The sequence below is a fragment of the Rhodococcus sp. IEGM 1406 genome, assembly GCF_030056745.1.
GTDB classification, from domain to species: domain Bacteria; phylum Actinomycetota; class Actinomycetes; order Mycobacteriales; family Mycobacteriaceae; genus Rhodococcus_F; species Rhodococcus_F erythropolis.
Map to the genome: position 1 here is coordinate 260,974 of NZ_JASHKO010000007.1, position 25,135 is coordinate 286,108.

The 25,135-nt window shown below is 62.6% G+C and carries 26 protein-coding genes; 14 read left to right on the forward strand and 12 right to left on the reverse strand.

What is annotated here, in order from left to right:
• Positions 1-72: 72 nt before the first annotated feature.
• A complete protein-coding gene (locus QM596_RS27880) occupies positions 73-1,578 on the forward strand; it encodes an MFS transporter (RefSeq protein ID WP_021342276.1) in 1,506 nt (501 codons plus the stop codon).
• Between the two features lie 67 nt (positions 1,579-1,645).
• Here QM596_RS27880 and QM596_RS27885 read toward each other — a convergent pair whose 3' ends face one another.
• From QM596_RS27885 to QM596_RS27905, 5 genes are read right to left on the reverse strand one after another with little or no spacing between them, the layout of a single operon-like run.
• Complete coding sequence (locus tag QM596_RS27885) at positions 1,646-2,143, reverse strand: hypothetical protein (protein WP_047889406.1); 498 nt, start codon at positions 2,141-2,143, stop codon at positions 1,646-1,648.
• 19 nt (positions 2,144-2,162) lie between these two features.
• Positions 2,163-3,626 carry an aldehyde dehydrogenase family protein gene (locus QM596_RS27890; RefSeq protein WP_047889407.1) on the reverse strand — a complete coding sequence of 488 codons (1,464 nt, stop codon included), beginning with the start codon at positions 3,624-3,626 and terminating at the stop codon, positions 2,163-2,165.
• Positions 3,627-3,657: 31 nt separating this feature from the next.
• Complete coding sequence (locus QM596_RS27895; protein WP_021342274.1) at positions 3,658-5,034, reverse strand: glutamine synthetase family protein; 1,377 nt, start codon at positions 5,032-5,034, stop codon at positions 3,658-3,660.
• Positions 5,031-5,804 (reverse strand): SDR family NAD(P)-dependent oxidoreductase, encoded by a 774-nt coding sequence (locus tag QM596_RS27900; RefSeq protein ID WP_021332597.1) that lies wholly within the window; start codon positions 5,802-5,804, stop codon positions 5,031-5,033. Before QM596_RS27900 ends, QM596_RS27895 begins: the two co-directional genes overlap by 4 nt.
• Complete coding sequence (locus QM596_RS27905; protein WP_283310413.1) at positions 5,788-6,594, reverse strand: gamma-glutamyl-gamma-aminobutyrate hydrolase family protein; 807 nt, start codon at positions 6,592-6,594, stop codon at positions 5,788-5,790. Before QM596_RS27905 ends, QM596_RS27900 begins: the two co-directional genes overlap by 17 nt.
• Positions 6,595-6,780: 186 nt before the next feature.
• On the opposite strand from QM596_RS27905, the gene QM596_RS27910 reads away from it, so the two are divergent.
• The 8 genes from QM596_RS27910 (at position 6,781) to QM596_RS27945 (ending at position 14,079) form a co-directional block, all read left to right on the forward strand.
• Positions 6,781-7,503, forward strand: coding sequence for a FadR/GntR family transcriptional regulator (locus tag QM596_RS27910; protein WP_021332595.1), 723 nt, complete (start codon positions 6,781-6,783; stop codon positions 7,501-7,503).
• A gap of 98 nt (positions 7,504-7,601) precedes the next feature.
• Positions 7,602-9,032, forward strand: coding sequence for an APC family permease (locus tag QM596_RS27915; protein WP_283310415.1), 1,431 nt, complete (start codon positions 7,602-7,604; stop codon positions 9,030-9,032).
• A gap of 54 nt (positions 9,033-9,086) precedes the next feature.
• On the forward strand, positions 9,087-9,767 hold the full coding sequence (locus tag QM596_RS27920; protein ID WP_283310416.1) for a hypothetical protein: 681 nt from the start codon (positions 9,087-9,089) through the stop codon (positions 9,765-9,767).
• Positions 9,768-9,832: 65 nt separating this feature from the next.
• The gene (locus QM596_RS27925; RefSeq protein ID WP_021332592.1) at positions 9,833-10,207 is read left to right on the forward strand and encodes a nuclear transport factor 2 family protein; all 375 of its coding nucleotides are present in this window, start codon (positions 9,833-9,835) and stop codon (positions 10,205-10,207) included.
• 1 nt (position 10,208) lies between these two features.
• Positions 10,209-11,165 (forward strand): alpha/beta fold hydrolase, encoded by a 957-nt coding sequence (locus QM596_RS27930; RefSeq protein WP_283310417.1) that lies wholly within the window; start codon positions 10,209-10,211, stop codon positions 11,163-11,165.
• A 33-nt stretch (positions 11,166-11,198) separates the two neighbouring features.
• Entirely contained in the window at positions 11,199-12,161 is a 963-nt protein-coding gene (locus QM596_RS27935; protein ID WP_283310418.1) for an SMP-30/gluconolactonase/LRE family protein, read from the forward strand.
• Positions 12,162-12,229: 68 nt separating this feature from the next.
• Positions 12,230-13,288: a Dyp-type peroxidase gene (locus QM596_RS27940; RefSeq protein ID WP_044480584.1), complete on the forward strand. Its 1,059-nt coding sequence runs from the start codon at positions 12,230-12,232 to the stop codon at positions 13,286-13,288.
• On the forward strand, positions 13,285-14,079 hold the full coding sequence (locus QM596_RS27945) for a family 1 encapsulin nanocompartment shell protein (protein WP_020909834.1): 795 nt from the start codon (positions 13,285-13,287) through the stop codon (positions 14,077-14,079). The genes QM596_RS27940 and QM596_RS27945 overlap by 4 nt, the downstream gene beginning before the upstream one ends.
• Here the strand turns inward: QM596_RS27945 and QM596_RS27950 are convergent.
• The 3 genes from QM596_RS27950 to QM596_RS27960 are packed head-to-tail and all read right to left on the reverse strand — an operon-like array spanning position 14,068 to position 15,732.
• The gene (locus QM596_RS27950) at positions 14,068-14,394 is read right to left on the reverse strand and encodes an SCO6045 C-terminal-like domain-containing protein (protein ID WP_020971456.1); all 327 of its coding nucleotides are present in this window, start codon (positions 14,392-14,394) and stop codon (positions 14,068-14,070) included. The two genes, QM596_RS27945 and QM596_RS27950, sit on opposite strands and share 12 nt — an antisense overlap.
• On the reverse strand, positions 14,391-15,215 hold the full coding sequence (locus tag QM596_RS27955) for an MbnB/TglH/ChrH family RiPP precursor modification enzyme (protein ID WP_283310421.1): 825 nt from the start codon (positions 15,213-15,215) through the stop codon (positions 14,391-14,393). The genes QM596_RS27950 and QM596_RS27955 overlap by 4 nt, the downstream gene beginning before the upstream one ends.
• A gap of 46 nt (positions 15,216-15,261) precedes the next feature.
• Positions 15,262-15,732, reverse strand: coding sequence for an Lrp/AsnC family transcriptional regulator (locus tag QM596_RS27960; RefSeq protein ID WP_041815456.1), 471 nt, complete (start codon positions 15,730-15,732; stop codon positions 15,262-15,264).
• Positions 15,733-15,886: 154 nt separating this feature from the next.
• On the opposite strand from QM596_RS27960, the gene pdhA reads away from it, so the two are divergent.
• The 5 genes from pdhA to QM596_RS27985 are packed head-to-tail and all read left to right on the forward strand — an operon-like array spanning position 15,887 to position 21,781.
• Complete coding sequence (pdhA, locus tag QM596_RS27965) at positions 15,887-17,014, forward strand: pyruvate dehydrogenase (acetyl-transferring) E1 component subunit alpha (protein ID WP_019746167.1); 1,128 nt, start codon at positions 15,887-15,889, stop codon at positions 17,012-17,014.
• A gap of 2 nt (positions 17,015-17,016) precedes the next feature.
• Positions 17,017-18,021 carry an alpha-ketoacid dehydrogenase subunit beta gene (locus QM596_RS27970; protein ID WP_283310423.1) on the forward strand — a complete coding sequence of 335 codons (1,005 nt, stop codon included), beginning with the start codon at positions 17,017-17,019 and terminating at the stop codon, positions 18,019-18,021.
• Positions 18,018-19,241 carry a dihydrolipoamide acetyltransferase family protein gene (locus QM596_RS27975; protein ID WP_283310424.1) on the forward strand — a complete coding sequence of 408 codons (1,224 nt, stop codon included), beginning with the start codon at positions 18,018-18,020 and terminating at the stop codon, positions 19,239-19,241. The genes QM596_RS27970 and QM596_RS27975 overlap by 4 nt, the downstream gene beginning before the upstream one ends.
• Entirely contained in the window at positions 19,241-20,650 is a 1,410-nt protein-coding gene (gene lpdA, locus QM596_RS27980; protein ID WP_283310425.1) for a dihydrolipoyl dehydrogenase, read from the forward strand. Before QM596_RS27975 ends, lpdA begins: the two co-directional genes overlap by 1 nt.
• 24 nt (positions 20,651-20,674) lie before the next feature.
• On the forward strand, positions 20,675-21,781 hold the full coding sequence (locus QM596_RS27985) for a Glu/Leu/Phe/Val dehydrogenase family protein (protein ID WP_283310427.1): 1,107 nt from the start codon (positions 20,675-20,677) through the stop codon (positions 21,779-21,781).
• Here QM596_RS27985 and QM596_RS27990 read toward each other — a convergent pair.
• From QM596_RS27990 to QM596_RS28005, 4 genes are all read right to left on the reverse strand, one after another.
• Positions 21,710-22,618 carry a TIGR04222 domain-containing membrane protein gene (locus QM596_RS27990; protein WP_283310429.1) on the reverse strand — a complete coding sequence of 303 codons (909 nt, stop codon included), beginning with the start codon at positions 22,616-22,618 and terminating at the stop codon, positions 21,710-21,712. The genes QM596_RS27985 and QM596_RS27990 overlap by 72 nt on opposite strands.
• On the reverse strand, positions 22,615-23,601 hold the full coding sequence (locus QM596_RS27995) for a TIGR04222 domain-containing membrane protein (RefSeq protein WP_232816824.1): 987 nt from the start codon (positions 23,599-23,601) through the stop codon (positions 22,615-22,617). The genes QM596_RS27990 and QM596_RS27995 overlap by 4 nt, the downstream gene beginning before the upstream one ends.
• A complete protein-coding gene (locus QM596_RS28000; RefSeq protein WP_283310430.1) occupies positions 23,535-24,314 on the reverse strand; it encodes a TIGR04222 domain-containing membrane protein in 780 nt (259 codons plus the stop codon). Before QM596_RS28000 ends, QM596_RS27995 begins: the two co-directional genes overlap by 67 nt.
• 139 nt (positions 24,315-24,453) lie before the next feature.
• Positions 24,454-25,131 (reverse strand): SDR family oxidoreductase, encoded by a 678-nt coding sequence (locus QM596_RS28005; protein WP_283310432.1) that lies wholly within the window; start codon positions 25,129-25,131, stop codon positions 24,454-24,456.
• Positions 25,132-25,135: the final 4 nt, after the last annotated feature.

Genomic DNA, 25,135 nt, shown 5'->3' on the forward strand with positions numbered 1-25,135 from the left:
CAAGGCCCCGGCCGACGGTATTCGGCAGGGGGTCAATCGAATTCGCAGGTGTCCCGAAAGGATTCTTCAGCCATGGCGTCTCATGTCCACAGCGACGGTTCGTCTCCCAGTCTGCCCGAATCAACATCGATACCGGAGCGGTGGACTCCGCGACTGGTGTTCTCGCTGGCGTCGATCGTTCTTCTTCTCGAAATGCTCGCGGTGAGCTACATGATGATTTCCACGGCGCTGCCCGCCATCTCGGTGCATTATCAAACGACGCAGGGAGCTTGGCTGCTCACGTCGTTCCTGCTGCTCGGGGCGGTCGCGTCTCCGCTGCTCGGCAAGCTCGCGGACATGTACGGCAAGCGAAAAGTCCTGCTCTTTGCGGTCGCCGGCGCAGCGGTCGGATCCTTCATTTCGGCGATTGCGCCGAGCTATGCCGTCTTGATTCTGGGCCGGTCCCTGACTGGTCTGCTCGTTCCCTGCCTCTTCCTGAGCTACTCCCTCATTCGAGATGTCTTTCCGCCGAAAACCGTTGCGCTGGCTGTCAGTATTGCAACCTCCGGCATGGGCCTGATCGCTATTCCGGCGCCGTTCCTCACCGGTTGGTTGATCGACAACCACGGGTTCCGGAGCATCTTCTGGTTCTTTGTCATCGGTTTGGTTCTGCTCGGCGTCATGATCTTCGCTTCGACGTCGGAATCAGCTGTGCGACTGCGCTCTTCGCTGGATCTGATCGGTGCAGTACTGCTCGGATCGGGCATCGCCGGAATTCTGATCGGCGTCAGCTTCGGACCGACCTGGGGCTGGAAGAACGGCTCGACACTGGCCTATCTGATCGGTGGCGTCGCACTGCTGGCGGCTTGGGTTGCCTCTGCCCGAGCCATCCGTGAGCCCTTGATCGACCTGCGCTACTTCGGTAAGCGTTCGGTGATGCTCACCGCCGTCGGTGCCGGGTTCTGCTACGGCGCGTCGGGAGTCTTCACGATTTTGCTGCCGATGATGGTGATGACGCCAGCGGTTCTCGGCCTGGGATACGGATTCGGCGTGACAGCAGAGGGATTCGCGATCTTCCAGGCGCCCCTTGGCGGCATGGTGGTGGTCGGCGGCTTGATCGTGGGCTTCCTGGTCGGCCGCAACATTCGACCCCGCCTGCTGATGATCATCGGAATGATCCTCATGGCAGTCGGATTCACCTTGACGGCCACCATTCACGACAACAAGCCGCTGCTCATCATCTTTGCCGGAATCTTCGGTGTCGGTATGGGTATGGGTTACGCCTCCATTCCGAACCTGCTCATCGAGGCAGTGCCGCCGCAGTTGCAGGCAACCACGGCGAGCATGGTCGCGGTCTTCCAGAGCATCTTCCCCGCAGTGCTTCCCGTCATCGCCTTCACGGTGTTGAACTCGCACATCGCGATGGCGATGGAGGGCGCTGTGTTCTACACCGACGAGGGCATGCGTATCGCGTTCCTGATCGGTGCTGCTGCAGCAGTTCTCGGTGCGATCGCAGCCGTGTTCCTGCCGCGAAACATCATCCAGATCGGCGCAGAAGACGGCGCGGCGCAGGAGACGTCCCTCCTACCGGCTCACTGATCACGCGATGATGTGCGGCTACGGGCCAACGCCCGTAGCCGCACATCTCCGTGGTGGCACGTCGACGTCATGCAAGATGAATCTTCTGCAGCGAGATCTCACCCCGCAGTGGACGCTCTGCAACCTGCGCCAGATCAGAGACGAATGTGTCCGCGTTCGATCGGGTAGTGGTGAGTTGAACCGACAGAACGTTGTTCGCCTGACTGCACACGGTTGCGCCGTGCCGGTAGGCGACCAGCGCGACTGGATCGACGCGTTGGAAAGTCGCGGTGACGTGTAGGCCGACCTGTGGGGTCACCGGAACAAACGGGCCGTGGTCCGTCTTGATGCGGACTATCCCGACGATCCTGTTGAGACGCTTGATCAGCATGGCGTCCGAAATCGTTGTCGGGCAACGGTACGCAATTGACATACCGCTGACTCCCGGCGATGTCACGGACATCCACGTGGACAGACTGACGACCTCTACGCCAAGCTTCCACCCCAGCGAAGAAATGCGGGCGAGAACTGCTGCGGTGTCATGGCATTCGACGACCATGGTGCCAACCCGTGTCGTTTCACCCATTCCCACGACCTCTTTCGGCTTAGAGAGGCAGTCCGGGCGCATCGACACCGACGATTCGCGATCCCCGGAAGAAGTCGAGAAGCTCTTTGTCGCCGTGTGCGCCGATACCGCTTCCGCCCCAGAAACTCTGGGTCGAGTGGTCGTCGAGGTCCAGGAGGCTGGTGCTGTTGATCTTGTTCTCACCGCACTCGATTCGGGTCGCAAGTTCACGAGCGGCGTCGACGTCGGCGCCGAACACGTATCCGGCCAGGCCGGTATCGAGAGCGTTGGCCTCGAGCAGCGCCTGCTCGTCGGTAGATGCTCGGTGCACGGTCAGGATCGGCCCGAAGGTCTCCGTCTTGGTGTGTTCCGACGAGATCCCGTGCACCACAGTCGGAGGGAAGAACCATCCGGAAAGGTCCGGCACAGGGGTGCTCGAGACGGCCGTGCCGCCGACGCCGCGGAGAAACTCGACGGTCGCCCGCATCCTTTGGAGTTGAGGCTCGTTCGCCTGCGGACCCATCGTGATGTTGTCGTCATCGGTTCGGCCGAGCGCGATTTCAGCCGTGCGGTCGAGTATTGCGTCGACAAGACGGTCGTGAAGGTGCGGCGGCACGAAGACGCTTCCCGGACTCTCACACCATTGCCCGTTGAGTTTGGTGAACCCGTCGACGAGCGCGGTGGCAGTCAGATCGATGTCGGCGTCGGCGCGGACGATCACGGGGTTGTTGCTGCCGAGCTCGAGTTGAAGCGCCTTGAAATCGGTTGAAGCCGCAGCGGCGATTGAACTGCCGGCTGCTCGACCGCCGGTGAAGGCCAGTGCTCGGATTCGTCGATCGGTGGCCAGTAGGTCCCCGACGTCCCCGTCTCCGTGAATGAGCTGAAACAGAGCTTTCGGCGCGTCGACTTCGGCGATGGCACGTGAGATCGCCTCGGCAAGCACGTTGGGACCCGACGGTGCCCAGTTGGAGGGCTTGGCGATGACCGGAGCACCTGCGGCCAAAGCGAATGCGGTCTTCTTGGCGGTGATGAAGCTCGGTGCGTTCCACGGTGCGATCACAGCGGTCGGGCCCCAAGCCAGCCGATGTAATTGTGCACCTGACGCCAGCTGCTCGAACCCGGAGGAGTTCTCCAGATGCCTTGCAGCACTGCGGAATAGATCGGGAAGCCCGCCGGCGAAAAGTGTGCTGATCAAAAGCGGAAGACCGTTGTTCTTGGAGTCCTCACGGGCGATCGCCGCAGTTCGTTCCTCGACAAGTTCAGCCGTTCTCTCGAGTAGGCGCACCCGGTCGGCTACCGATCGACGGGTCCAGACACCCGATCGATGGAGTTCTGTCGCGGCGGTGATTGCCCTCTCTACCTGTTCGGTGGAGGACGAGAGTTGGGCTTGCAGTTTCTCTCCGGTGTCGGGATCGGTGAGAAATTCGCCGAGTTCGATAGCCGGTGTTTCGACGTTTCCGTCGATCGTGTTGTTCTGGGGCACGAGTGAGCATGAAGTGGTCATGACTGTCCTTCGTGGCGAAATCGTTTGTAGGTCAGATGTTGTCGAGGTAGCGTTCGCGTTCCCAGTCGGTGACCGCGGACATGAAGGAATCCCATTCGTCCTTGGCGACTGCCGCATAGTGCGACACGACCTCGGCGCCGAACGCCGCGAGTGCGAACTCACTGGCCTCGAGCGCACGCGCCGCCTCGTCGAGTGTGCCGGGCAGCGGTTGTTGCTTCACCTTCTCGAGTGTGTCTGTGTCGCTGTACCCGTCGCGTCGTACCGGTGCGCCGGGATCGAGCTTTCGTGTCAGACCGTCGTTCATCGATGCCAAGACTGCGGCCAGTGCGAGATATGGATTTGCGTCCGCCCCTGGCAGTCTCATTTCGAGACGGTTGGCGGACGGCGCTCCGGTGATGAGTCGGCAGGTGGTCGTCCTGTTATCGAAACCCCAGGTCAAGCCGTTCCCCGAGAAATCGTGACTGGCTCGGGTCCGGCGCATCGAGTTGATGGTCGGCGTGTAGAACAGCATGAGTTCCGGGCAGTGCTCGAGAACTCCGCCGACGGCGTGCAGTAGTTCGGCGCTCGCCGTGTTTTCAGCGCTCGCATCGTGGAACGGGAAAGTGTCGTCGCTACGCATGGACGCGTGAATATGACACGACGAGCCCATGCCGTCGGTGCTCGGACGTGCCATGAAGGTCGCCGTGAGCCCTTCTGCCGCGGCGACGTCGTGAACCACCTGCTTGAAGAGCACATGGCGGTCGGCCATCTCGAGAGCGGTTCCGTATTCGAGGTTGATCTCCCACTGGCCCAGGCCGTATTCGACCTGTGAAACCTCGACGGGAATTGCGCTCTCCTCCAACGCGGTTCGTACCTTGCGGAAGAAGGGTTCCATCGCGTTGCCGGCGGTGATGGTGTAATCAGAGGGCACCAGGGTGGTGGGTTCGAGATCTCGGTATCCGCTGCGCCTCAACGCGTCGGGGGTACCCCGGTAGAGGTGGAACTCGAGTTCCGTTGCCGCGTAGACGGTGTGGCCGTCTGATTCGAGCTTGTCGATCTGCTTGCGCAGGATCGTGCGCGGTGCGATCGGGACGAGCTCGCCGGTATGTTCGTCGACCGAGTCTGCGATGACGATGGCAGTGGACTCGAGCCACGACGCACGTCGAAGTGTCCCCAGATCGGGTCGCAGACGGAAGTCGTGCCAGCCGGTGTGCCCGCCGGCGTAGTCGACTACCAGTTTGTCCATACGCTGGTTGGCATCCCAGGCGTACACACAGGTGCACACGTGCAGGCCCTCGTCGATGTTGCCGAGGAAAATTCGCGTCGGGACCCGTTTGCCGATTAATCGCCCGTAGAGGTCGATACCGGCGATGAGGACGGTGTCGATGTCGGACTCGGCGAGCTCGGCCGTGGTGAGCCGGCCTTTCATCGGGCGAGCCATCCGCCGTCGACGGGCAGCTGGACCCCACTGATGTAGGAGGCGTCGTCGGACAGCAGGAAGGAGACTGCAGCACCCATGTCTTCGGGGCGTCCGACGCGCGGCACCAGGAGCCTGGACTTCATGAAGTCGAGAACTTCGCCGGAGGAGACGTCGATGCCAGGCAGGAATGCGGTCGGTACCGGCCCGGGGGCGATTGCGTTGACTCGTACGTTGTACCGCGAGAGTTCGACGGCCAGAGCCTTCGTCAGCATCTTCACTCCACCCTTCGACGCGTTGTAGTGGACCTGGGCGAAGCCCTGGGAGGACACAACCACGTCCGCTTCCACCGTCGACAAGTTCACCACAGCGCCGCTGTTGCCGTCGCGGAAGTACGGGGTGGCGATCTGCGTGACGATGAACATGCCCTTGAGATTGACGTCGAGGACGAGGTCCCACTCTTCGTCGGTGAGGTTCTCGAGAGAACTCATCGTGATCAGACCGGCGTTGTTGACGAGGTAGTCGAAGCGTCCCCATTCGGCGACGGTCGCTTCGAAGGCGGCGCTCACTGCGGCGCGGTCGCGCACATCGGCTTCGAGGGCGAGCGCAGGTGTGCCGTACTGTGATTCGATCAGTGCGACGGTCTCCTTTGCACTTTCGATGTGAAGGTCCACGACCGCAACGCGGGCACCGTCGGAGGCGAGACGCAGCGCGATGCCGCGGCCGATTCCGGAACCTGCACCGGTGATGAGGGCGACCTTGTTCTCATGCGTACGTGACATTGTTGTCTTCCATTCTGTGATGATCGGTCTGGTGAGAAGAATCGGTCCGACGGGAGGTTGCAGCGTCGACGAGCCACGAGAAGAGCGGGTCGATTTCGACGAAGAATTCGGGGTGCCACTGCACGCCCACCACGGGGCGATCGGCGGCCTGGATGGCTTCGGCGACGCCGTCGAGCGCGCGTCCGACGATCCGAAGCCCGCTCCCCGGGGTGTCCACGGCTTGGTGGTGAAGGCTGTTCACGTGAATGCTGTTGCCGAACAGACTGTGTGGGACGGAACCGGATTCCAGAGCGACCTGTTGCGGTCGGTACGACCGCGGATAACCGAAGAAGCTGTGTGCCTCACCGGCGTCGGTCGGAAGGTCGGCAATCAGAGTGCCCCCGCGGGCGACGTTGACGACCTGGTGTCCTCGACATACACCCAGGATCGGCAGTCCGATTTCCCAGGCTGCATCGACCAGGGCGAACTCGAATTCGTCCCGAGCGGGGTCGATCATCGAGGAGTTTGGTCCGGGGGTGCGGCCGTATCGCCTGGGGTCCACGTCGGAACCACCGCTGAGGACGAGGGCGTCTAGATGCTCGACGATTCGGCGCGGATCACTGTGGATGCTCAGCAGGATCGGTTGACCACCGGCAGCGCGGATTTTCGAGGGAAAATCGGTGAAGAACATTTCCATCAACGCGTCGCCGACGACGTTGGGTAGTGACGGCCCGCCGCGGTCGACGCGGCCGGTGACTCCGATCAGGGGCATGGCGGGGAGTACCTCCGCCGTCATCGTGAATTGGGTCATAGGAGCGAGCATAGAACCATTGAATGGCTTTTCGCTAGAGTTTGGCTTGTAAAGTTGAGGTAACGGGTTCGAAGTGCCGCGCGCTGCTGTATCTATTCAAGGACAGTTGCGAATGGGAGCGTTCGATTTCGTAGGTCAAGACGAAGCGTAAGTGTCGGTCCAGGCACCGAGTAGGGGGTACGAGACGTGCAGATCGACAAGCTGCCGGCCATCGAATTCATGGTCAGTGCACCGACGTTGGGGGAGGATATCGCTCGACGCTTGCGACTGCTCATTCACAGCGGCGCGCTCAGCCCCGGTGATCGCTTGCCGTCCGAGCGTGAACTGTCTCAGCAACTCGAAGTCGGTCGAGTCAGTGTGCGAGAAGCGGTCCGAATCCTTCAGGCGATGGGATACATAGAGGTGCGGCGAGGAGCCACGGGCGGATCGTTCGTTTCGGAGTTGACCAGGCCTTATGAAGACTGGGTTGGCCAGTTGAAAGCGCGAGAAGCAGACATCGACGAGATCGTCGACCTCCGTATCGGGTTGGAAATGCGCACGGCAAGCCTCGCGGCGGTCCGGCGAACCGATCGTCATCTTCTCGAGTTGCTCGAATCCATTGAGCAATTGGGGGTTTCCGGAAGTCGGGGATCGTTCCGGGCTTGTGACGCCAGGTTCCACGGCGGTATCGCCAGAGCGGCGGGAAACAGCAGGTTGGAGGCCGCTGTGGTCGAGGCTCGCGGCGAAATGTTCGTCCCCGTCGATCATCTCGTGTTCGAAGACCAGGTCGAGGCTTCGAGGGTGGAGCACAAGGAAATCTTCGAGGCGATCAAGCGGGGCGACAGCGCTCGCGCGGCGGAGGCAATGGAACGTCACATTCTGCACGCAAAAGACGAGCTCAAACGCTTGGCGCTGCAGGAAGAAGGCTGACGGGAGCGCGACGAACGGACGGTTCGTCCCGTTTTTCGCAAGTAAAAGTTTTGTGAATTGGGTCCCGAATCGACTTCAATGGTTCTAACATCGCCGGTATGACCCATACTTCCGTCAATGCTTCACATGATGCATCCGGCGATGACCGAACTCTACGAGGCTCGCTGGGTACCGGTTCGATAGTCCTCATGGTCGTTGCCGCGGCCGCTCCGCTGACTGTGATCAGTGGGCTTGTGCCGCTGGGCATTTCCGGTGGCAACGGTGCGGGCTTCCCCATGACCTTCGCCGTGACCACCGGTGTACTTCTGCTCTTCGCCGTCGGATTCACCGCGATGTCGCGTTACATCCCGGGAACCGGCGCGTTCTATCTCTACGTCGGACATGGTCTCGGCCGTGGTGCCGGTGTCGGCAGTGCGATGTTGGCGCTTGTCAGTTACAGCACAGTGCAATTGGCGGTGTACGGCTACCTCGGCCCGGCAATGAGTTCGTTGATCACCTCCTACGGTGGTCCGGATGTGCCGTGGTGGATCTTCTCGCTCGCCTCGTTGGCTCTGGTAGCCGTCCTGGGATTTCGTCATATCGAATTGTCGGGCAAGGTGCTCGGCATCCTGTTGATCGCAGAGGTCGGGATCGTTGTCGTACTCGACGCTTTCATCATCGCCGACGGTGGTCCGGAAGGTCCGTCGACGGCAATGTTCTCTCCGTCGGAAATTTTCTCCGGATCCCCCGGTGTCGCATTGGTATTCGCGCTTGCCGGCTACATCGGGTTCGAGTCGACGGCGATCTTCCGCGATGAGGCGAAGGATCCCGCGCGGACTATCCCGCGAGCGACATACGCCGCCTTGATCCTCATCGGCGGCTTCTATGCTCTCTCCAGTTGGGCGGTCGTGACGGCGTGGGGCGACAAGGGTGCAGTGGACATTGCGAGCACCGATCCCGACGGCATGTTGATCACCACTGCCACTGGCTTTGCCGGAACGGTGACAGCCCATCTGATTCAAATTCTGTTGGTGTCCAGTCTCTTTGCCGCAGTTCTGTCTCTCCACAATGTCTTGGCCAGATACATCTTTGTTCTGTCGAACACCGGCGTTCTGCCGGGTGCAGGTGGGCGGACGCACCGCGTGCATGGTTCGCCGCACATCGCGTCGGTGGTGCAATCCTGCTGTGCTCTAGTGCTTCTCGGAGCTTGCATCGTCATCGGTCTGGATCCGGTGACACAGATCTTCGCGTGGTTCGCCGGCGTCGCGACGGTGGGGATCGTGGCTCTCATGTTGCTCACGTGCCTCGCCGTTCTCGTATTCTTTCATCGTACGAAGGTCGATCAGCGCCTCTGGCACACCAAACTTGCCCCGAGCCTGGGGCTCGTCGGCCTCATCGGATTCGCGATCGCCATTGCCGGAAACCTCCCGCTTCTTCTGGGCGGCAACGTTCTGGCCGTGGTGATGACCGGAGTGCTGGTGCTCGCGTTTGTCGGTGGATTCCTCTATGCGCGTCGACGCAAGCAAGTGAGCTTCGAACTCCCGTCATGAGAGGGCCTTCGGTGAAATGATGGGTGCACCCGCACTCGAGAAAGCAGGACTCCCATGACATTCGCGGATCTGGACGGCGATGAACTGTGGAGTTATCTGCAGGAGCGTTCAGGATTGCCCGGCCCGCGCGCGAACCTCGCGCTCATGCTCGAGTTCGCGCGCGGCGCCGATGACGACGACATCCTGCAGGCGGTGGAGTCCGAAGACGAATACATCCGCTGTTGTGGGATCGTCGGGCTCGGATTCATTCTCGTTCGTTCGCGCGACGAGGCTGTTCTGGACAGCCTGACGGAGGCAACCACCAGTGCGTCGTGGCGTGCACGTGAAGCTGCCGCGATGGCCGTTCAAGCGATAGGCGACACGGATCCGGAATTGTTCCGGGCGATCATCGAGCAGTGGGCACGCTCGGCCCATCCTTTGACGCTGCGCGCAGCGGCTGCCGGGATCTGCGAGCCACGGTTGCTGAAGGACAGGACCAACGCTGCGCTGGCCGTCCAGGTGTGCCGAGACGCTACCGAGTGGATCGTCTCGCAACCAGCTGATGCCCGTCGTGACGCCGACACACGTACTCTCCGGCAGGCGCTCGGATACTGCTGGAGCGTCGCGGTCGCGGCTGATCCGGAGAATGCCCTGCCGGCATTCGTCTCCCTGGAGGCGTCGGATGACGCCGATGTCGTCGGGATCGTCCGGGAGAACCGGAAGAAGGCTCGCCTGCGCAAGGTGCTCGAAACCTGACCCGTGGACCAGAGACGTAGGTTATCCTCAGAATTAGAACCTGTTCTAACTACGAGGGGTAGACCATGGCACCGTCCGCAGAGGTAATCCGCAAGACCGTCGACGCCTACATCGAGACAGTTGCCACGGGCACTGCCGCCCAGGTTGTGGCCCTGTATGCCGAGGGTGCAACCGTTGAAGACCCGGTTGGTACCGACGTGCGCACCACCCGCGAGTCCATTCTCGAGTTCTACTCCGTGATCGAGAATTTCGACCAGGAAGCTCACCTTCAGACCCTCCGCATCGCCGGAAACGAAGCGGCATTCCACTTCTCGCTGATCACCAAGCTCGGCGAGCAGACCCTGACCATCGCACCCATCGACGTCATGACCTTCGACGACGAGGGAAAGATCCTGTCGATGCGTGCATTCTGGAACCAGGAAGACATGATCACCGCCTGACATGACGGTCAAGACGATCGATGTCGACGGATTCCGTTGGCAGATTGACGATTCCGGTTCTGGGACAGCTGTGGTTATGTGTCACGGCTTTCCCGGCCTCGGGTACAGCTATCGGCATCAGTCGGCAGCGTTGACGGAAGCGGGTTTTCGGGCGATCGCACTCGACATGCCCGGTTACGGCGGCACTACCCGCCCCGAAGCGGTCGAGGACTACACCAACGATGCCGTCGCGAACCGGCTGATCGATCTACTCGACGCTCTCGGAATCGACAAAGCGGTGTTCGTCGGCCACGATTTCGGCGCGCCCGTCGCGTGGACCACCGCTCTGCGCCATCCCGATCGTGTTGCGGGGCTTGTCTCGTTGGCGGTCCCCTATGCGCCCGACAGGTTCCCCGCAAAACCCTCGACCATCTACGCCGCGATGGCGCGCAAGCATTTTCTGCACATTCACTATTTCCAGGAACCGGGTGTCGCGGAGCGCGAACTCGACGCCCGTCCACGTGAGTTTCTTCAGCGGCTTTTCCATGCCCTCTCCGGGGCTTACCGGTACCTCGACGTCTGGAAGAACCCGGCCGAAGGAAACGGCTACCTCGACGTACTGCCTGAGGCGCCTGCATTGCCGTGGTCGTGGCTCACCGAGGACGATCTGGATGTTTATGTAAAGGCCTTTACTGCAACGGGTTTCACCGGCGGCTTGAACTGGTACCGAGCGTACGACGCCAATTGGGAACGCAGTGCGGATTTGGACGGCGCGCACATCGACGTCCCGACGCTCTTCGTCGCGGGAGCCGAAGATCCGGTCATAGCGATGAGCGGCCCCAAGGCATTGGACCGCATGAAGGACACCGTCCCCGACCTGCGGGGTGTGCACCTTCTCGGCGGCGCGGGGCACTTCGTACAGCAGGAACGTGCTTCCGAGGTCAATGAACTTTTGATCTCTTTCCTTCGGTCGCTCTAGGCGAAATCGGGCCGAAGGTCTAGCGTTGCGCAGATGCGCACCAGGATCTTCGATCGCGGTATTCGGGTAGGTATCACCGGTGCTCTTGTTGCCGGTTCGCTTCTGGCTCTGGGTGTGTCCGGTGCCGGTGCCGCGGCCGCGCCGCCCTGCCCTGGATCGTCCCCCGCAATCCTCAGCGCCCAGATTCCGGGCGCAGCCCTCGAGGGTGTCACCGTGGACGGGCAGGGTCGCCTGTACACGACAGACCTGGTGAGTGGTCGAATCTTCCGCGTCGACGCGCCTGGTCAGGCCGCAGTTCCGATCGCGACGGTTCCCGGCGGTGCGGGCGCACTCGCGTGGAGCCCGGACGGTTCACTGCTGGTGGGAACCGGAGCAAACGCCGGCGTGCTGATCGGCGATCTGACGCGTGCTGCGTCGGTCGCGCGGGTGGACGTGAACTCGGGTGCCGTGACGCCGATCGCCGGTGGTCTGAGCGCTGCAAACGGCCTCGCCGTCGCGCACGACGGAACGATCTATGCCACCAACGATTTCGGTTCGTTGATCGGTAAGGTCAGTCCAGGCGGTGCCGTCGACCCGGCGTGGGCGACCTTCCCGAGTGCAAACGGCGCAGCCCTGAGCGCCGATAATCGCTGGCTCTACGTCTCGCGCACGTTCGCAAACCCGGGTGTCAGCCGCATCTCCGTCGACAATCCAGGGTATTCGGAATCGTTGGTCGATCTCGGCGGTCTCGAAACCTTCTCTGCTCCAGATGGTTTGACCCTGGACTCGCGAGATCGCGCAATCGTTCCCACGGACATCAGTGGTGAGGTGTGGCGGATCGACGGACCCGGCCAGTACTGCTCGCTCACCAGCGGACTGCAGGCGTCGAGTGTGCTGACCTACGGGCGTGGCACTTCCGGATTCGCGGCCGGGCATCTCTACCGCGCTGGGTTCGACGGAAAGATCTTCGAGATTCCGACTGGCTTCGACGCGGGCGCCCAGGCCGCGACACCGTAACGCGACACCTTCACTCGTCTTACCCACTACTGATGCCGGGACTGCCGGAATCGTCCATACTGGTCTGCATGGCGGAAACGAGTGAGATCGACGAGGCCGAAGTGGCCCTTCCCGCGATACCGCAGCCGTTGCTGACCCCGCTCACCGAAGCTGCGATCTTCCTGGTTTTCACCATCGACGAGGGTGGTGAGCAGGCAGTTCACGACGTTCTGGCGGATATTTCCGGGCTGCAACGCTCGATCGGATTCCGGGTTCCCGCCGGTGGCTTGGCCGCCGTCGTCGGCATCGGTTCGGATGCGTGGGACCGTCTGTTCGAGGGTCCACGGCCGGCAGAATTGCATCCTTTTGTCGAGTTGACCGGTGACAAACACCACGCTCCCCGCACACCGGGCGATCTGTTGTTCCACATCCGGGCCCGTCAGATGGACCTGTGCTTCGAGTTCGCCACGGTTGTGACCAACAGGTTGGCCGGCGCCGCGTCGGTGATCGACGAGGTCCACGGGTTCAAGTACTTCGAACAACGCGACCTCATGGGTTTTGTCGACGGCACCGAGAACCCGTCCGGGCAGGCCGCATACGTCGCGGTCACCGTCGGTGACGAGGATCCGGACTTCGCAGGCAGCAGTTACGTCATCGTCCAGAAGTACCTCCACGACATGTCGGAGTGGAACTCACTGCCCGTCGAGGAGCAGGAGAACGTCATCGGACGCTCCAAGCTCGAAGATCTCGAGATGGACGACGACACGAAACCGGCCAACTCGCACACCGCACTCACCGTCATCGAAGACGAATCCGGTGAGCAGATCCAGATTCTGCGCGACAACATGCCGTTCGGCCACGTCGGCTCCGCTGAGATGGGTACCTATTTCATCGGTTACTCGGCGTCGCCGACGGTCACCGAGCAGATGCTGACCAACATGTTCATCGGGAATCCCGTCGGCAATTACGACCGCATTCTCGATTTCTCCACCGCCGTCACCGGAATCAATTTCTTCGTTCCGACGGCGGACTTTCTCGACGATCCCCCGGACGCGCCGACCAGGCTCGTTCCCGAAGCGACGTTCACAGCGCCCATCTCTGACGGTTCTCTCGGAATCGGCAGCCTCAAAAGGAGTGCCCAGCAATGACAAACCTGCACCGCGACCTAGCACCCATTTCGGCAGCAGCCTGGGCCGAGATCGAAGAAGAGGCGAGCCGTACCTTCAAGCGCCACGTCGCCGGTCGTCGTGTCGTGGACGTGGAGGGCCCGTCAGGTGACGATCTTGCGGCCATCCCGCTCGGACATCAGGTGCCGATCAATCCCTTGGCCGACGGCGTCATCGCACACGCTCGTCAGTCGCAGCCGGTCATCGAACTGCGGGTCCCGTTCACCGTCAGCCGTCAGGCCATCGACGACGTCGAACGCGGCGCCAAGGACTCCGACTGGCAGCCGGTCAAGGATGCCGCCAAGCAGATCGCGTTCGCCGAGGACCGCGCCATCTTCGAGGGATACCCCGCAGCCAGCATTACCGGCGTGCGGGCGAGCGGTTCCAACCCGGAATTGAAGCTCCCCATCGACGCCAAGGACTACCCGGAAGCCATCAGCCAGGCGATCACGTCACTGCGCCTGGCCGGTGTCAACGGACCGTACTCATTGCTCCTGAACGCCGACGCGTTCACCGCGATCAACGAGACCTCCGATCACGGCTACCCCATCCGCGAGCACCTGCGACGCGTTCTCGACGGCGAGATCATCTGGGCCCCGGCCATCGACGGCGCTTTCCTGCTGTCGACGCGTGGTGGTGACTACGAACTGCATCTGGGCCAGGACCTGTCCATCGGTTACCTCTCGCACGATGCGAACTCCGTCGAGCTGTACTTCCAGGAATCGATGACGTTCCTCATGTACACCAGCGAAGCCGTTGTCTCACTTGCGTAAGAGCCTTCGAAACCTCTGATGCCAGGGCGAGCGAGGCAGTTCGCCGATGTCCTGGAGGTGGGCGACAAAAGCCTGGGCGTCCGCGTGCGAAGACGTCTTCGGCCGTCCGTCCGCCCACGCTGTGAACAACCGAAGATAGCGATCGCCGAGAGTGTGGCGCACGACCGGAAGGTGGTGCGCCACTTCTCCGGCGCGCTTTCGGAGCAGTGCCGTCGAGACAACGGCAGCATCGTCTTTGTCGAAGCCTTCGGGTAGTTCGCCGCCTGCCACCAGTGCGCGAATCAGTGCCTCTTGACGCTCACCGAGCGCGCTCATGTGCGTGACCAATCGGTGCCCGCGGTGATGCGATCAAGCCCCGCTGCGTCGGCGATGGCATCGAGCTCGTCGAGCAATTCCAGTGCCGGCGGATAGTTTCCGTCACGCTCGAGCATTATTGCGGGATGGTGACCGGCGGCGGTGAACTGCGCAAGGAGTTCCAGCACGGCTTCGGGCACAGGATCGGTATGCGTGTCGTGGTATTTGCCGTCGCTGATGCTGCCACCGGCGATGTGGCAGTATGCGATTCGCTCGAGTGGTAGCCGGATCAGCTCGGCCCAGGGATCACGCCCTCGGTTGAGGGCATTGGCATAGACGTTCGCGATGTCGAGAACCAGCAGAGCCCCGGTGCGTTCGACGATCTCCGAGAGAAACTCCCCTTCGGTCAACTCGTCGTCGGGCCAGTCGAAAAGGGCGGCAACGTTTTCGACGGCAAACGGCACCGGTAGACCGTCCTGAGTGCGGGTGATGTTGCGTACCAAGACATCGATCGCTTCGTAGGTGCGTGGCAGTGGGAGCAGGTGCCCGGCCTCTATGCCGCCCGCCCGCACGAATGCAATGTGCTCACTCGCCAAGGGGGCGTCCAGTAGCTGGGCTGCATGCGCAAGGTGATCGATCCGTGCCTGATCTACCGCCTCGGCCCCGCCAAGGGAGAGCGAGATTCCGTGCGGGACCACCGGAACTCCCAGCGAACCGAGGTGCGGCGGTATCTCGTTTCCGATGGATTCGGCAATGACTTCGCAGAATGCCAGGCTGTCTAGCTGCGCGATGATTCCGGATACCTCGGGACGCCAACCGATTCCCAGGCCGTACAGGGTCATTCGAGTCACCTCCCGTGTGCAACTGCTAACGGCGACTATAGACGGATCAGCCGGGCAACCAGTTGGGTCCCGGACCGTTGCCTTCTTCGAAGATCAGCCACGTTCTGGTCGAGAGAACCCCGTCGAGTCCCTGGAGTTCTTCGAGAACGGTGTGGCGTAGTTCCTGGTTGTCCGGGGCTCGAACCAGCACCAGAACGTCGAAGTCGCCGCCGAGGAGGGAGAAGTGCTCGACAAACGGCAGGGCCTTCAACGACGCAGCCAGACCTCGCCACGAGTGCTGCCTGATCGAGAGCGCCACGTACGCCGAGGAGCCGAGTCCGGCCTTCTCATGGGCGATCCGCGTCGTGAATCCGGTGATGATTCCGGCGTCCTCGAGCCTTTCGATGCGGACGTAGGCGTGAGCGCGAGATATGTGCGCCTTCTCGGCCAGTGCACGCATGGAGATGCGACTGTCTGCGACCAGTTCGGCGATGATGCGGCGGTCGATCGCATCGAGAGCGTGCGGTTCGGTGGCCATCTGTCCATTCCTGCTTCGGTAGTCGAGTCGGTTGATGGACATATTGCTGCCCGAATCCTCATGATAGGCCGTTTGTCTTGAATCTTCGACGCCTTCTGCCATTACGTCGCCAAAGTGCGAATACTGATGGACACAACGTCTTCTGGAGGTAGAAGTGACCCTTGTCGAGCCCTTGGGGGAACTGCGGTATCAAAAGTTCCTGCCGGCCGATTCCGCAGTGCAGTACCTCGACCCTGCGGGAGAACTGACGCGCAGCGAAGCGCGCTACGCAAAACCGAGCGACGATCGCCTGATCGAGATGTATCGAAAGATGTTCCTGGGCAGACGCTTCGACCAGCAGGCGACGGCGCTGACCAAACAGGGGCGCCTGGCCGTGTATCCGTCCTCGCGAGGGCAGGAGGCATGCCAGATCGCGGCAGCGATGAGTCTGGAGCCGAGTGACTGGCTCTTCCCCACCTATCGGGATTCGATGGCGTTGGCTGCTCGGGGTGTCGATCCGGTGCAGATTCTGAGCATGCTTGCCGGCGACTGGCACTGCGGGTACGACCCGGTAGCGCTGCGCAGTGCGCCGCAGTGCACCCCGCTGGCAACGCAATTGCTGCATGCAGCGGGGGTGGCCTACGGGGAGTCCCGACGGGGCCTGAACACCGTCGCGCTGGCGCTCTGCGGTGACGGGGCCACCAGTGAGGGTGATTTCCACGAAGCGCTGAACTTCGCCGCCGTCTTCAAGGCACCGGTCGTCTTTCTGGTGCAGAACAACGGATTTGCGATCAGCGTGCCGTTGTCACGTCAAAGCGCAGCACCGACGTTGGCGCACAAGGGCGTCGGCTACGGGATCGGCAGCGAGCAGGTCGACGGCAACGATCCTGTTGCGATGATGGCCGTCATGGACGAGGCGGCGCGCTTCGTCCGCAGCGGAAACGGACCGGTGATCGTCGAGGCACACACCTATCGCATCGACGCACACACCAACGCCGACGACGCCACCCGCTACCGCGACAGCGCCGAGGTGGAAAGCTGGCTCGGGCGAGATCCGTTGCCGCGTCTCGAAAAGTATCTGCGCGCACACGATCTGATCGACGACGCGTTCGTGGAATCACTGACCGCAGAGGCAGAAGCCGAGGCCGCCACACTGCGCGCCGGCATGAACGTCGACCGCCCGCACGATCCGCTCGATCTGTTCCGGTACGTCTTCGCCGAGCAGACACCGCAATTGCGTGAGCAACAAGCCCAACTCGAAACCGAACTTGCTGCCGAAGCCGCTGACACAGGGGGACACTGACCATGCCCATGCTCACGATGGCTCAGGCCCTCAACACCGCGCTACGTGACTCTCTGGCTGCGGACGACAACGTTGTCGTCTTCGGTGAGGACGTCGGCACCCTGGGCGGCGTTTTCCGCGTCACCGACGGCCTCACCCGCGACTTCGGCGACGACCGATGCTTCGACACTCCCCTCGCCGAGTCCGGCATCATCGGATTCGCAATCGGCATGGCCATGGCCGGTTTTCGTCCGGTCGTGGAAATGCAGTTCGACGCGTTTGCCTATCCGGCATTCGAGCAGATCGCCTCGCACGTCGCAAAGATCCGCAACCGCACCAAGGGTGCACTGTCGATTCCGATAGTCATCCGTGTTCCTTTTGCCGGCGGTATCGGCGGGGTGGAGCATCACTGTGATTCCAGCGAGGGCTACTACGCACACACGCCCGGCCTGAAGGTCGTGGCGCCATCCACGGTGGAAGATGCGTACTCACTGCTACGTTCGGCGATCGAGGACCCCGACCCGGTGATCTTCCTCGAACCCAAGAAGCTGTACTTCTCGCGAGCCGATGTCGAACTGACCGCACGGGAGCCGATCGGGCGCGCCGTCGTCCGGCGCCCCGGTCGTGACGCGACGCTCATTGCCTACGGTCCGTCCGTGGAGGTTGCACTGAAGTCCGCCGAGGCTGCTGCGGCCGAGGGCCGCGACATCGAGGTGATCGACATCCGGTCGATAGTGCCGTTCGACGACGAGACGGTCACCGCGTCGGTGCGAAAGACCGGACGCTGCATCGTCATCCAGGAAGCGCAGGGCTTTGCCGGTGTTAGTGCGGAAATTGCTGCTCGCGTGCAGGAGCGATGCTTCCACCATCTCCACGCTCCGGTGCTCAGGGTCAGCGGATTCGACATCCCCTACCCCGCGCCGAAGCTCGAGCGTCACCACCTGCCCAGCGTCGACCGTGTCCTGGACGCCGTCGACCGTCTGCAGTGGAACGACGCCCCGGACACCCGTTGGGCGGTGACGGCATGAGCAATCAGGTATTCATGCTCCCCGACCTGGGTGAAGGTCTGGCCGAGGCCGATATTGCGGAGTGGCACGTCAAGGTCGGCGACGTGGTCACCATCGATCAGATCGTCGTCGAGGTCGAGACCGCGAAAGCTGCTGTGGACGTGCCTATCCCGTTCGCCGGGACCGTCGTCGAATTACATGGCAAGGACGGCGACACCTTGAAGGTGGGCACGCCGTTGATCACTGTGAGTGGTGGCGGCAGTGTCGACGCGGTCGTTTCGGCCAACCACGAGCGTTACCGTGAAGAGGAACGCGCGGGTTCGGGCAACGTCCTGATCGGCTACGGCACCAGTGAGGATGCACCGAGACGCCGTCGCAAAGCTGCTCCGTCGGTACGCGTGATCTCACCAATCGTTCGTAAGCTGGCTGTCGACAACGATATCGACCTCTCCTTGCTCTCCCGATCCGGTGCCGGCGGGGTGATAACGCGCGCTGACGTCGAGGCCGGGTCGAACACCGGCCCGGAGACGGAAACGTCGCACGTGAGCGACCAACGCATCCCGATCAAGGGGCTTCGCAAGGTGGTGGCCGACAAGCTGTCCACCAGCCGCCGTGAGATCCCTGACGCGACAACCTGGGTCGACGTCGACGCCACCGAACTGTTGGCGGCGCGAGCCGAGATCAACAAGTCACTGCCCGATTCCGACAAGATAAGCCTGATGGCGCTGCTGGCTCGGCTGACCACCGCGGCGTTGGCGCAGTACCCCGAACTGAACTCGTCGGTCGATACTGCTCGAGGCGAGATCGTTCGACACGCCCGCACGCACCTGGGAATCGCCGCACAGACACCGAAGGGATTGATGGTGCCGGTCATTCGCAATGCCGACACCCTGAGCACTGTCGAACTCGCACAAGCACTTCGGGTAACCACCGACCTTGCCCGCGACGGCAAACTCGAACCCGCCCGCCTGACCGGCGGCACGTTCACGCTCAACAACTACGGGGTATTCGGGGTTGACGGATCGACTCCGATCATCAATCACCCCGAGGCGGCAATTCTGGGGATCGGGCGCATCATCGACAAGCCGTGGGTGGTGAACGGCGAGTTGACCGTCCGTAAGGTCACTCAGATCTCGTTGAGCTTCGACCACCGCGTCTGTGACGGAGGCGAAGCCGGCGGATTCCTGAGGCTGTTCGGTGACTACATCGAGAACCCGATCCGCGTCCTGGGAAGGCTCTGATGACCAAGGCTCTGATGACCAAGGCTCCGATGACAACTGCAGAACCCCACAGCGACGTCGTGATCCTCGGTGGAGGATCGGGCGGCTATGCCTGCGCCATCCGCGCCGCCCAACTCGGATTGTCGGTCACGCTGATCGAGGCGGACAAGGTCGGCGGAACGTGTCTGCACCGCGGATGCATCCCGACCAAGGCGCTGCTGCATTCCGCCGAGGTCGCCGACTCGGCACGCACCAGTGAGCAATTCGGAGTCCGGGCATCTTTTGACGGCATCGACATCGCGCAGGTGCACGACTACAAGAACGGAACAGTCGAGCGGCTGTACAGCGGTCTGCAAGGTTTGTTGGCGCAACACAAGATCACTATTGTCAACGGTTACGGAACGTACGTCGGTGGGCGAAGCATCGACGTCGACGGAACCCGCTATACCGGAACATCACTCGTTCTGGCCACCGGTTCGTATCCGCGGGAACTGCCCGGCATAGAACTCGGCCGCCGGATCCTCACCAGTGACCAGGCGCTCGAACTCGACCGGGTGCCCACCAGCGCGACAGTGCTCGGTGGCGGTGTCATCGGCGTCGAGTTCGCGAGCCTCTGGCGCTCGTTCGGCGCCGAAGTCACGATCGTCGAGGCACTCCCGCGACTGATCGCCGCGGAGGACCCGTGGTCGTCGAAGCAGCTGGAGCGGGCTTACCGGAAACGCGGAATCGTCTGTAAGACAGACACAAAGATCGTTTCCGCGAAAGAAGCAGCCGATTCGGTCCGCGTCGAACTAGGCGACGGAACGATATCCGATACCGAACTACTGTTGGTCGCCGTCGGCCGCGGACCCCGCACGGACGGTAACGGTTTCGAAGAAAACGGAATCAGCCTCGACAAGGGTTTTGTCGTTACCGACGAACGCCTCCGTACGTCCGTGGACGGTGTGTACGCGGTCGGCGACATCGTGCCCGGTCTTGCGTTGGCGCACCGAGGTTTCCAACAAGGAAACTTTGTGGCTGAACAGATCGCCGGGAAGGATCCGATACCGGTCGCCGAACACTTGATTCCTCGCGTGACGTACTCACATCCCGAAGTTGCATCAGTCGGACTCGGCGAAGAGGCGGCGCGCACGCAGTACGGCGACATCTCCACCGTCGTCTACGACCTGGCGGGTAATGGCAAGAGTCAGATCCTGCGAACCACCGGGGGAATCAAAGTGATTCGCAGCGGAACCAGAGGTCCCGTCGTCGGCGTCCACCTGGTAGGCGACCGGGTTGGTGAACTGATCGGTGAGGCGCAGTTGGCCGTCGCCTGGGAAGCACTTCCCGATGAGGTGGGGCGTTTCATCCACGCACACCCCAGCCAGAACGAGGCGTTGGGCGAGGCCATGCTCGCACTCGCGGGAACACCACTGCACGCGCACAGCTGAACCATGACCAGAAGAGGATCTGCAATGAGCATCGACGACGAACTGCGCTGGGACGGTGAACTGACCGTCACCCGACATGATCGGGAGACCGGCACGACCTTTGTGATCCGAATCGACTCCACCCGTTTGGGACCGGCGTCGGGTGGCACGCGGGCGGCGCATTACCCCTCGATCGGTCACGCGCTGGCGGACGCCGGGAAGTTGTCCGGCGCAATGACTTTGAAGATGGCGGTCTCCGACCTGCCGATGGGTGGCGGGAAGTCGGTGATAGCACTGCCCGCACCGCGCAATCGGATCGACTCGGCGACTTGGTCTCGTATCCTCGACATTCACGCGGAGAACATCGACAAGCTCGAGGGAAACTACTGGACCGGTCCTGACGTCAACACCAACTCTTCCGACATGGATCAGCTCAGTCGCACCACCAAGTACGTCTTCGGGCGTTCGGTCGACAACGGTGGCGCCGGTTCCAGCGCGCACGCCACGGCTCTGGGCGTGTTCGAAGCGATGAAGGCCACGGCGCGTCGTCGTGGACTCGGAACACTCGACGGCCGAAAGGTGCTGGTTCAGGGGCTCGGCGCCGTCGGCGGAGATGTTGTGCGTCTCGCGGCGCAGGCTGGGGCACGCCTGCTTGTTGCCGATACGGACCCGCAGCGCCTCGAGGCGGCTTCTCTTGCGGGGCACACGATCGTTCCTGCGGACGAGGTACTTCGAACGTCGTGTGACCTCTTTGCTCCCTGTGCGATGGGAGGCATCATCGATTCCGCTGCTGCTGCGTCGATTCCGACTCTGGCCGTGGCGGGCGCAGCAAACAACATCTTGACCGATGCCGCTGCGGGCGAGGTTCTGCGAAGCCGCGGGGTTCTCTGTGCCCCTGATTTCGTGGCGAACGCAGGCGGAGCCTTTCACCTCGTGGGGCGAGAAGTCCTGGGGTGGAACGAAGACGACGTCGTCGAACGGACCCGAGGGATCGGTCGCACTCTGGACGAGGTGTATTCGTTGAGCGAGGAACGTGGCATCACTACCGAGGCCGCAGCGCTTCTGCTCGCCCGGACGCGGCTATCCCCCGCATCCACCACCGCCGCCGCCACATCCGCCACCCCCGCTGCAGCTGCCTCCTCCCCCGTCTGAACCGCCACCGTCCGAACCCCCGCTACTTCCGCTGCCGTCGGCACCGATTCCGGCGGCGGAGGCCAAGGCGGGATTGATCATCAGCATCGCCGAACCGGCGAAGAGAGCGGCGGCCATCCCCGCCAAGCGTGGGCCGTAGGCGGAGAAGGCAGGCTTGTTGCGCGGGGACAGGTAGGCGTGTGCCGTGGTCAGTTCCGAACGTGCCGCATTGCCCGAGGTGGTGCGATCGAAGTTGAGCCCGAGCAGCGGGATGCTGAACCCGGTGGCGAGTACGGCGAGAATCAGAAACTCGACGGGCTTGTCGTTGTGCAGTCCGAAAGCAATGCGGACGATACCCACGGCCACCAGGATCTTCAGCGGTACTGTGGAGAGAAAGATTGAACGCCTGGTGCTGTCGGAGGTCAGGTATCCCCGGTCCGCCAAAGAGTTTCGTAGGCGAGCTGTTTCCACCGTCATGCGCTCGGCGAGTTGCCGCCGACGATGGGGTAGAGCCTGCTGGGCCAGGCGCTGGTACACGGTGAGGGTGTACCAGTCCAGGGTTTCGTCGCCAGGGCCCAACGGGCGCAGGACAGCGCCGTCGGTGGTGATCAGATCAGCGCTACGCAGGATTGCCAACGATGCTGCGATGGCGCGTGACTCGCCGGTGAGCATTCCGACTTCCGGAGGCGTCAGTTGCTCGGCGGAATACCCGTGCTCGGTTGAGTACCCGTGCCGGCGTGCCCGGATCATCAGACGCCACACCAGAGTGAGAACCATGAGCGTGGCCGATACGGCTATGTAGCCGTAGAGGAAATCCTCGCTGGGGATCCCCCACGTGTCGGCTGCATGCGTGCTCATCCCCCACACCCCCCGCCGCCGCAACTGCTACCGCTGCCGCCACCGCCGTCCGAGCCGGACGATCCGGATGAGGAGCCACAACTGTAGTAGCTCGAACCCCCGCCACCCGGGCTGTACGCGGCGCCCGCAGCCACTGCTCCCGCCAGCGCGGGATCGATCAGAACCAGAGCTCCCGAACCGAAGAGCGCCGCCGAGAGCCCGGCGAGCGAGGGACCGTAGCTCGTGTACGCGGGCCGCAGTTTCGGTGAGAGGTACGAGTTTTCGTGCTTGAGGCGTCGAAGCTCGCTGTCGCCCAAAGCTGTCCGACGACGCTTGATGCGGAGAAGTGGAATCATCAGCGCGAGAACGATGATGGTGAGGAGCAGAAACCCGACCGGCTTACCGCCGGCGATGCCGGCGACGAGACGGACTACGCCGAGACCAATTACCGCCAGGATCGGAACGGTCCGAAAGGCAGCAGTCAGCCCGTCCTGCGGGCGTTGCAAGTATCCCTCGTCGATCAGCGTCGTACGTAGTTGTGCGAGTGCGACGTTCAGCCGTCCCATCAGACGCACCTGCCGCAGCGGGACCTTTCCGTTTCCGAGCCGCTTGTGCACCGTACGGGTGAACCAGTCGAGACGACTCTTGTCCTCCGCAGTGAGTGCCAGCTTGGTCTTTCCTTCGGTGCTGATCAGTTCGGCGCTGCGCAGAATAGCCATCGACGCCAGAACCGCCTGGTAGTCACTGGTCAAGGCGCCGATCTCGGGAGGAGTGAGCGGCCGACGGACCGAGTCGACGACCACGGGCGACCGGCGCGCAGTCATTCGGCTGTACAGCGAGAGTCCGATCGCGACGGCAGCCGCCACCAGGTACCACTGAAGGAAAGTCTGGCTGGGGATCCCCCACGTGTCGGCTGAGTAGTAGTTGTTCACCGCACTCACCCCCCACAGCTCACGGTGCTCGAGAAGGTCGAGCAACTGGACGGTGAAGATCCGCCGCCGCATCCGGGTGCCCAACCGCCGTCGCGACCCGGACCGAAGAGTGCCGCGGCAATACCCGCAGACGTCGCCCCGTAGGTGGCAAACGACGGTTGGAAATTCGGTGTGAGGTAGGAGTACTCGTCCTTCAAGCGACTCAATTCGACCTGGCCGAAACGAGTGCGTCGGCTCAGGCGGAGAAGGGTTACGACAATCAGGGCGAGGCAGACGACAACGAGCGGAAGGTATCCCTCCGGGTTCTCGTTCACGACAGTGAATCCGGTCCTGATCGTGCCGACCACGGCGACGATAACGACCGGTACCACAGACAATCGCGTCAAAGTGTGTTCACGATTGCCGTTCAGGTAGCCGGCCTGCACCAGGTCGCTACGAAGCTCCAACAGGGGCAGCGGAAGTGTCGGCACGAGCCGGGAGGGCACGGCAGTTCCACCGGCGTCGTCGATCCGCTGGCGGACGATGCGGGTGAAGCGGTCATGCTGACCCTGGCCGGCAGAATATGCAACACTCTCGAGTTCTGCCACGGCAGCGCGTACCGCACGCTCGTCGCTGGTCAGTACACCCATCTCCGGTGGTGTGAGTGTGCGCAATGCAGGTGTGGGCTTGCGCATGGCGACGCCTCTGATCACAAGTGCGATCACCACCGCTCCGGTGGCAGCGGCGACGTACCACCCGAGGAAAGCCTCGGTGGAAATTCCCCACGTATTCGTATGATCATGCATCGCACACCACCTCTCGATGAACTCCTGAGAACCAGTCCAGTCTCTTTGTCCGACAACTGATGTCAGTATCGGGCCAGTACCGGGAAAAGCGATATCCGGGTGGCCATCGTCATCATTCCGTTACCGGCGAACTGGGGATTTACCGGCCGGTAGGTCGAAGCACGATCTCCGTGGGGTGTGCGTCGGACGGTGTTTCGACGGCAGTGAGTACGGCACGCGCCACAGTGGAGGCCTTCAGGTAGCGCTCCGGGTCGTACTCGTCGCCCTCGCCGGCGACGATGTTGCGCTGCATATCGGTGTCGATCCGTCCGGGGTGAATGGAGGTGACCCGCAAGGACGGCTCTTCCAGGCGCAGTGCGTCTCCGAAAGCGCGCAGGGCGAACTTGCTGGCCGCGTACGAGCCCCAGCCGGCGTTGGCGCGCAGTCCGGCACCCGAATTGATCAGTACGACGTGGCCACCGGCTGCCCTGAGGGCAGGAAGGAGGACACGAGTGAGTTCGGCGACGGCGATGACGTTTGCCTCGAGGGTGCGTCGCCACTGATCGACCGAGGATTCCTCGATGGTTCCGATGTCGGCCACGCCGGCGTTGTGTACCAGCACGTCGAGCGTCGTGATGGACGAGGCAGCGACCGCGACGGCGTCGTAGTCCGTGAGGTCGAGGGGTAGGGGCGTCGATCCGGGTAGTTCCGCGCAGATCGGTTCGAGGGCCTGCGCGGATCGTGCACCGAGCAGCAGGTCGTGTGTCGGCGCCAGTTCGCGTGCGATGGCAGCTCCGAGGCCGCGACTGGAACCGGTGATCAAGGCAGTAGGACGCATGGGC

Bases quoted from the DNA above. Each gene is read 5' to 3' on its own strand.
- QM596_RS27880 (WP_021342276.1), top strand. From the start codon at position 73: ATGGCGTCTCATGTCCACAGCGACGGTTCGTCTCCCAGTCTGCCCGAA.
- QM596_RS27885 (WP_047889406.1), bottom strand. From the start codon at position 2,143: ATGGGTGAAACGACACGGGTTGGCACCATGGTCGTCGAATGCCATGAC.
- QM596_RS27890 (WP_047889407.1), bottom strand. From the start codon at position 3,626: ATGACCACTTCATGCTCACTCGTGCCCCAGAACAACACGATCGACGGA.
- QM596_RS27895 (WP_021342274.1), bottom strand. From the start codon at position 5,034: ATGAAAGGCCGGCTCACCACGGCCGAGCTCGCCGAGTCCGACATCGAC.
- QM596_RS27900 (WP_021332597.1), bottom strand. From the start codon at position 5,804: ATGTCACGTACGCATGAGAACAAGGTCGCCCTCATCACCGGTGCAGGT.
- QM596_RS27905 (WP_283310413.1), bottom strand. From the start codon at position 6,594: ATGACCCAATTCACGATGACGGCGGAGGTACTCCCCGCCATGCCCCTG.
- QM596_RS27915 (WP_283310415.1), top strand. From the start codon at position 7,602: ATGACCCATACTTCCGTCAATGCTTCACATGATGCATCCGGCGATGAC.
- QM596_RS27920 (WP_283310416.1), top strand. From the start codon at position 9,087: ATGACATTCGCGGATCTGGACGGCGATGAACTGTGGAGTTATCTGCAG.
- QM596_RS27925 (WP_021332592.1), top strand. From the start codon at position 9,833: ATGGCACCGTCCGCAGAGGTAATCCGCAAGACCGTCGACGCCTACATC.
- QM596_RS27930 (WP_283310417.1), top strand. From the start codon at position 10,209: ATGACGGTCAAGACGATCGATGTCGACGGATTCCGTTGGCAGATTGAC.
- QM596_RS27935 (WP_283310418.1), top strand. From the start codon at position 11,199: ATGCGCACCAGGATCTTCGATCGCGGTATTCGGGTAGGTATCACCGGT.
- QM596_RS27940 (WP_044480584.1), top strand. From the start codon at position 12,230: ATGGCGGAAACGAGTGAGATCGACGAGGCCGAAGTGGCCCTTCCCGCG.
- QM596_RS27945 (WP_020909834.1), top strand. From the start codon at position 13,285: ATGACAAACCTGCACCGCGACCTAGCACCCATTTCGGCAGCAGCCTGG.
- QM596_RS27950 (WP_020971456.1), bottom strand. From the start codon at position 14,394: ATGAGCGCGCTCGGTGAGCGTCAAGAGGCACTGATTCGCGCACTGGTG.
- QM596_RS27955 (WP_283310421.1), bottom strand. From the start codon at position 15,215: ATGACCCTGTACGGCCTGGGAATCGGTTGGCGTCCCGAGGTATCCGGA.
- QM596_RS27960 (WP_041815456.1), bottom strand. From the start codon at position 15,732: ATGGCCACCGAACCGCACGCTCTCGATGCGATCGACCGCCGCATCATC.
- QM596_RS27970 (WP_283310423.1), top strand. From the start codon at position 17,017: ATGCCCATGCTCACGATGGCTCAGGCCCTCAACACCGCGCTACGTGAC.
- QM596_RS27975 (WP_283310424.1), top strand. From the start codon at position 18,018: ATGAGCAATCAGGTATTCATGCTCCCCGACCTGGGTGAAGGTCTGGCC.
- lpdA (WP_283310425.1), top strand. From the start codon at position 19,241: ATGACCAAGGCTCTGATGACCAAGGCTCCGATGACAACTGCAGAACCC.
- QM596_RS27985 (WP_283310427.1), top strand. From the start codon at position 20,675: ATGAGCATCGACGACGAACTGCGCTGGGACGGTGAACTGACCGTCACC.
- QM596_RS27990 (WP_283310429.1), bottom strand. From the start codon at position 22,618: ATGAGCACGCATGCAGCCGACACGTGGGGGATCCCCAGCGAGGATTTC.
- QM596_RS27995 (WP_232816824.1), bottom strand. From the start codon at position 23,601: ATGCGGCGGCGGATCTTCACCGTCCAGTTGCTCGACCTTCTCGAGCAC.
- QM596_RS28000 (WP_283310430.1), bottom strand. From the start codon at position 24,314: ATGCATGATCATACGAATACGTGGGGAATTTCCACCGAGGCTTTCCTC.
- QM596_RS28005 (WP_283310432.1), bottom strand. From the start codon at position 25,131: ATGCGTCCTACTGCCTTGATCACCGGTTCCAGTCGCGGCCTCGGAGCT.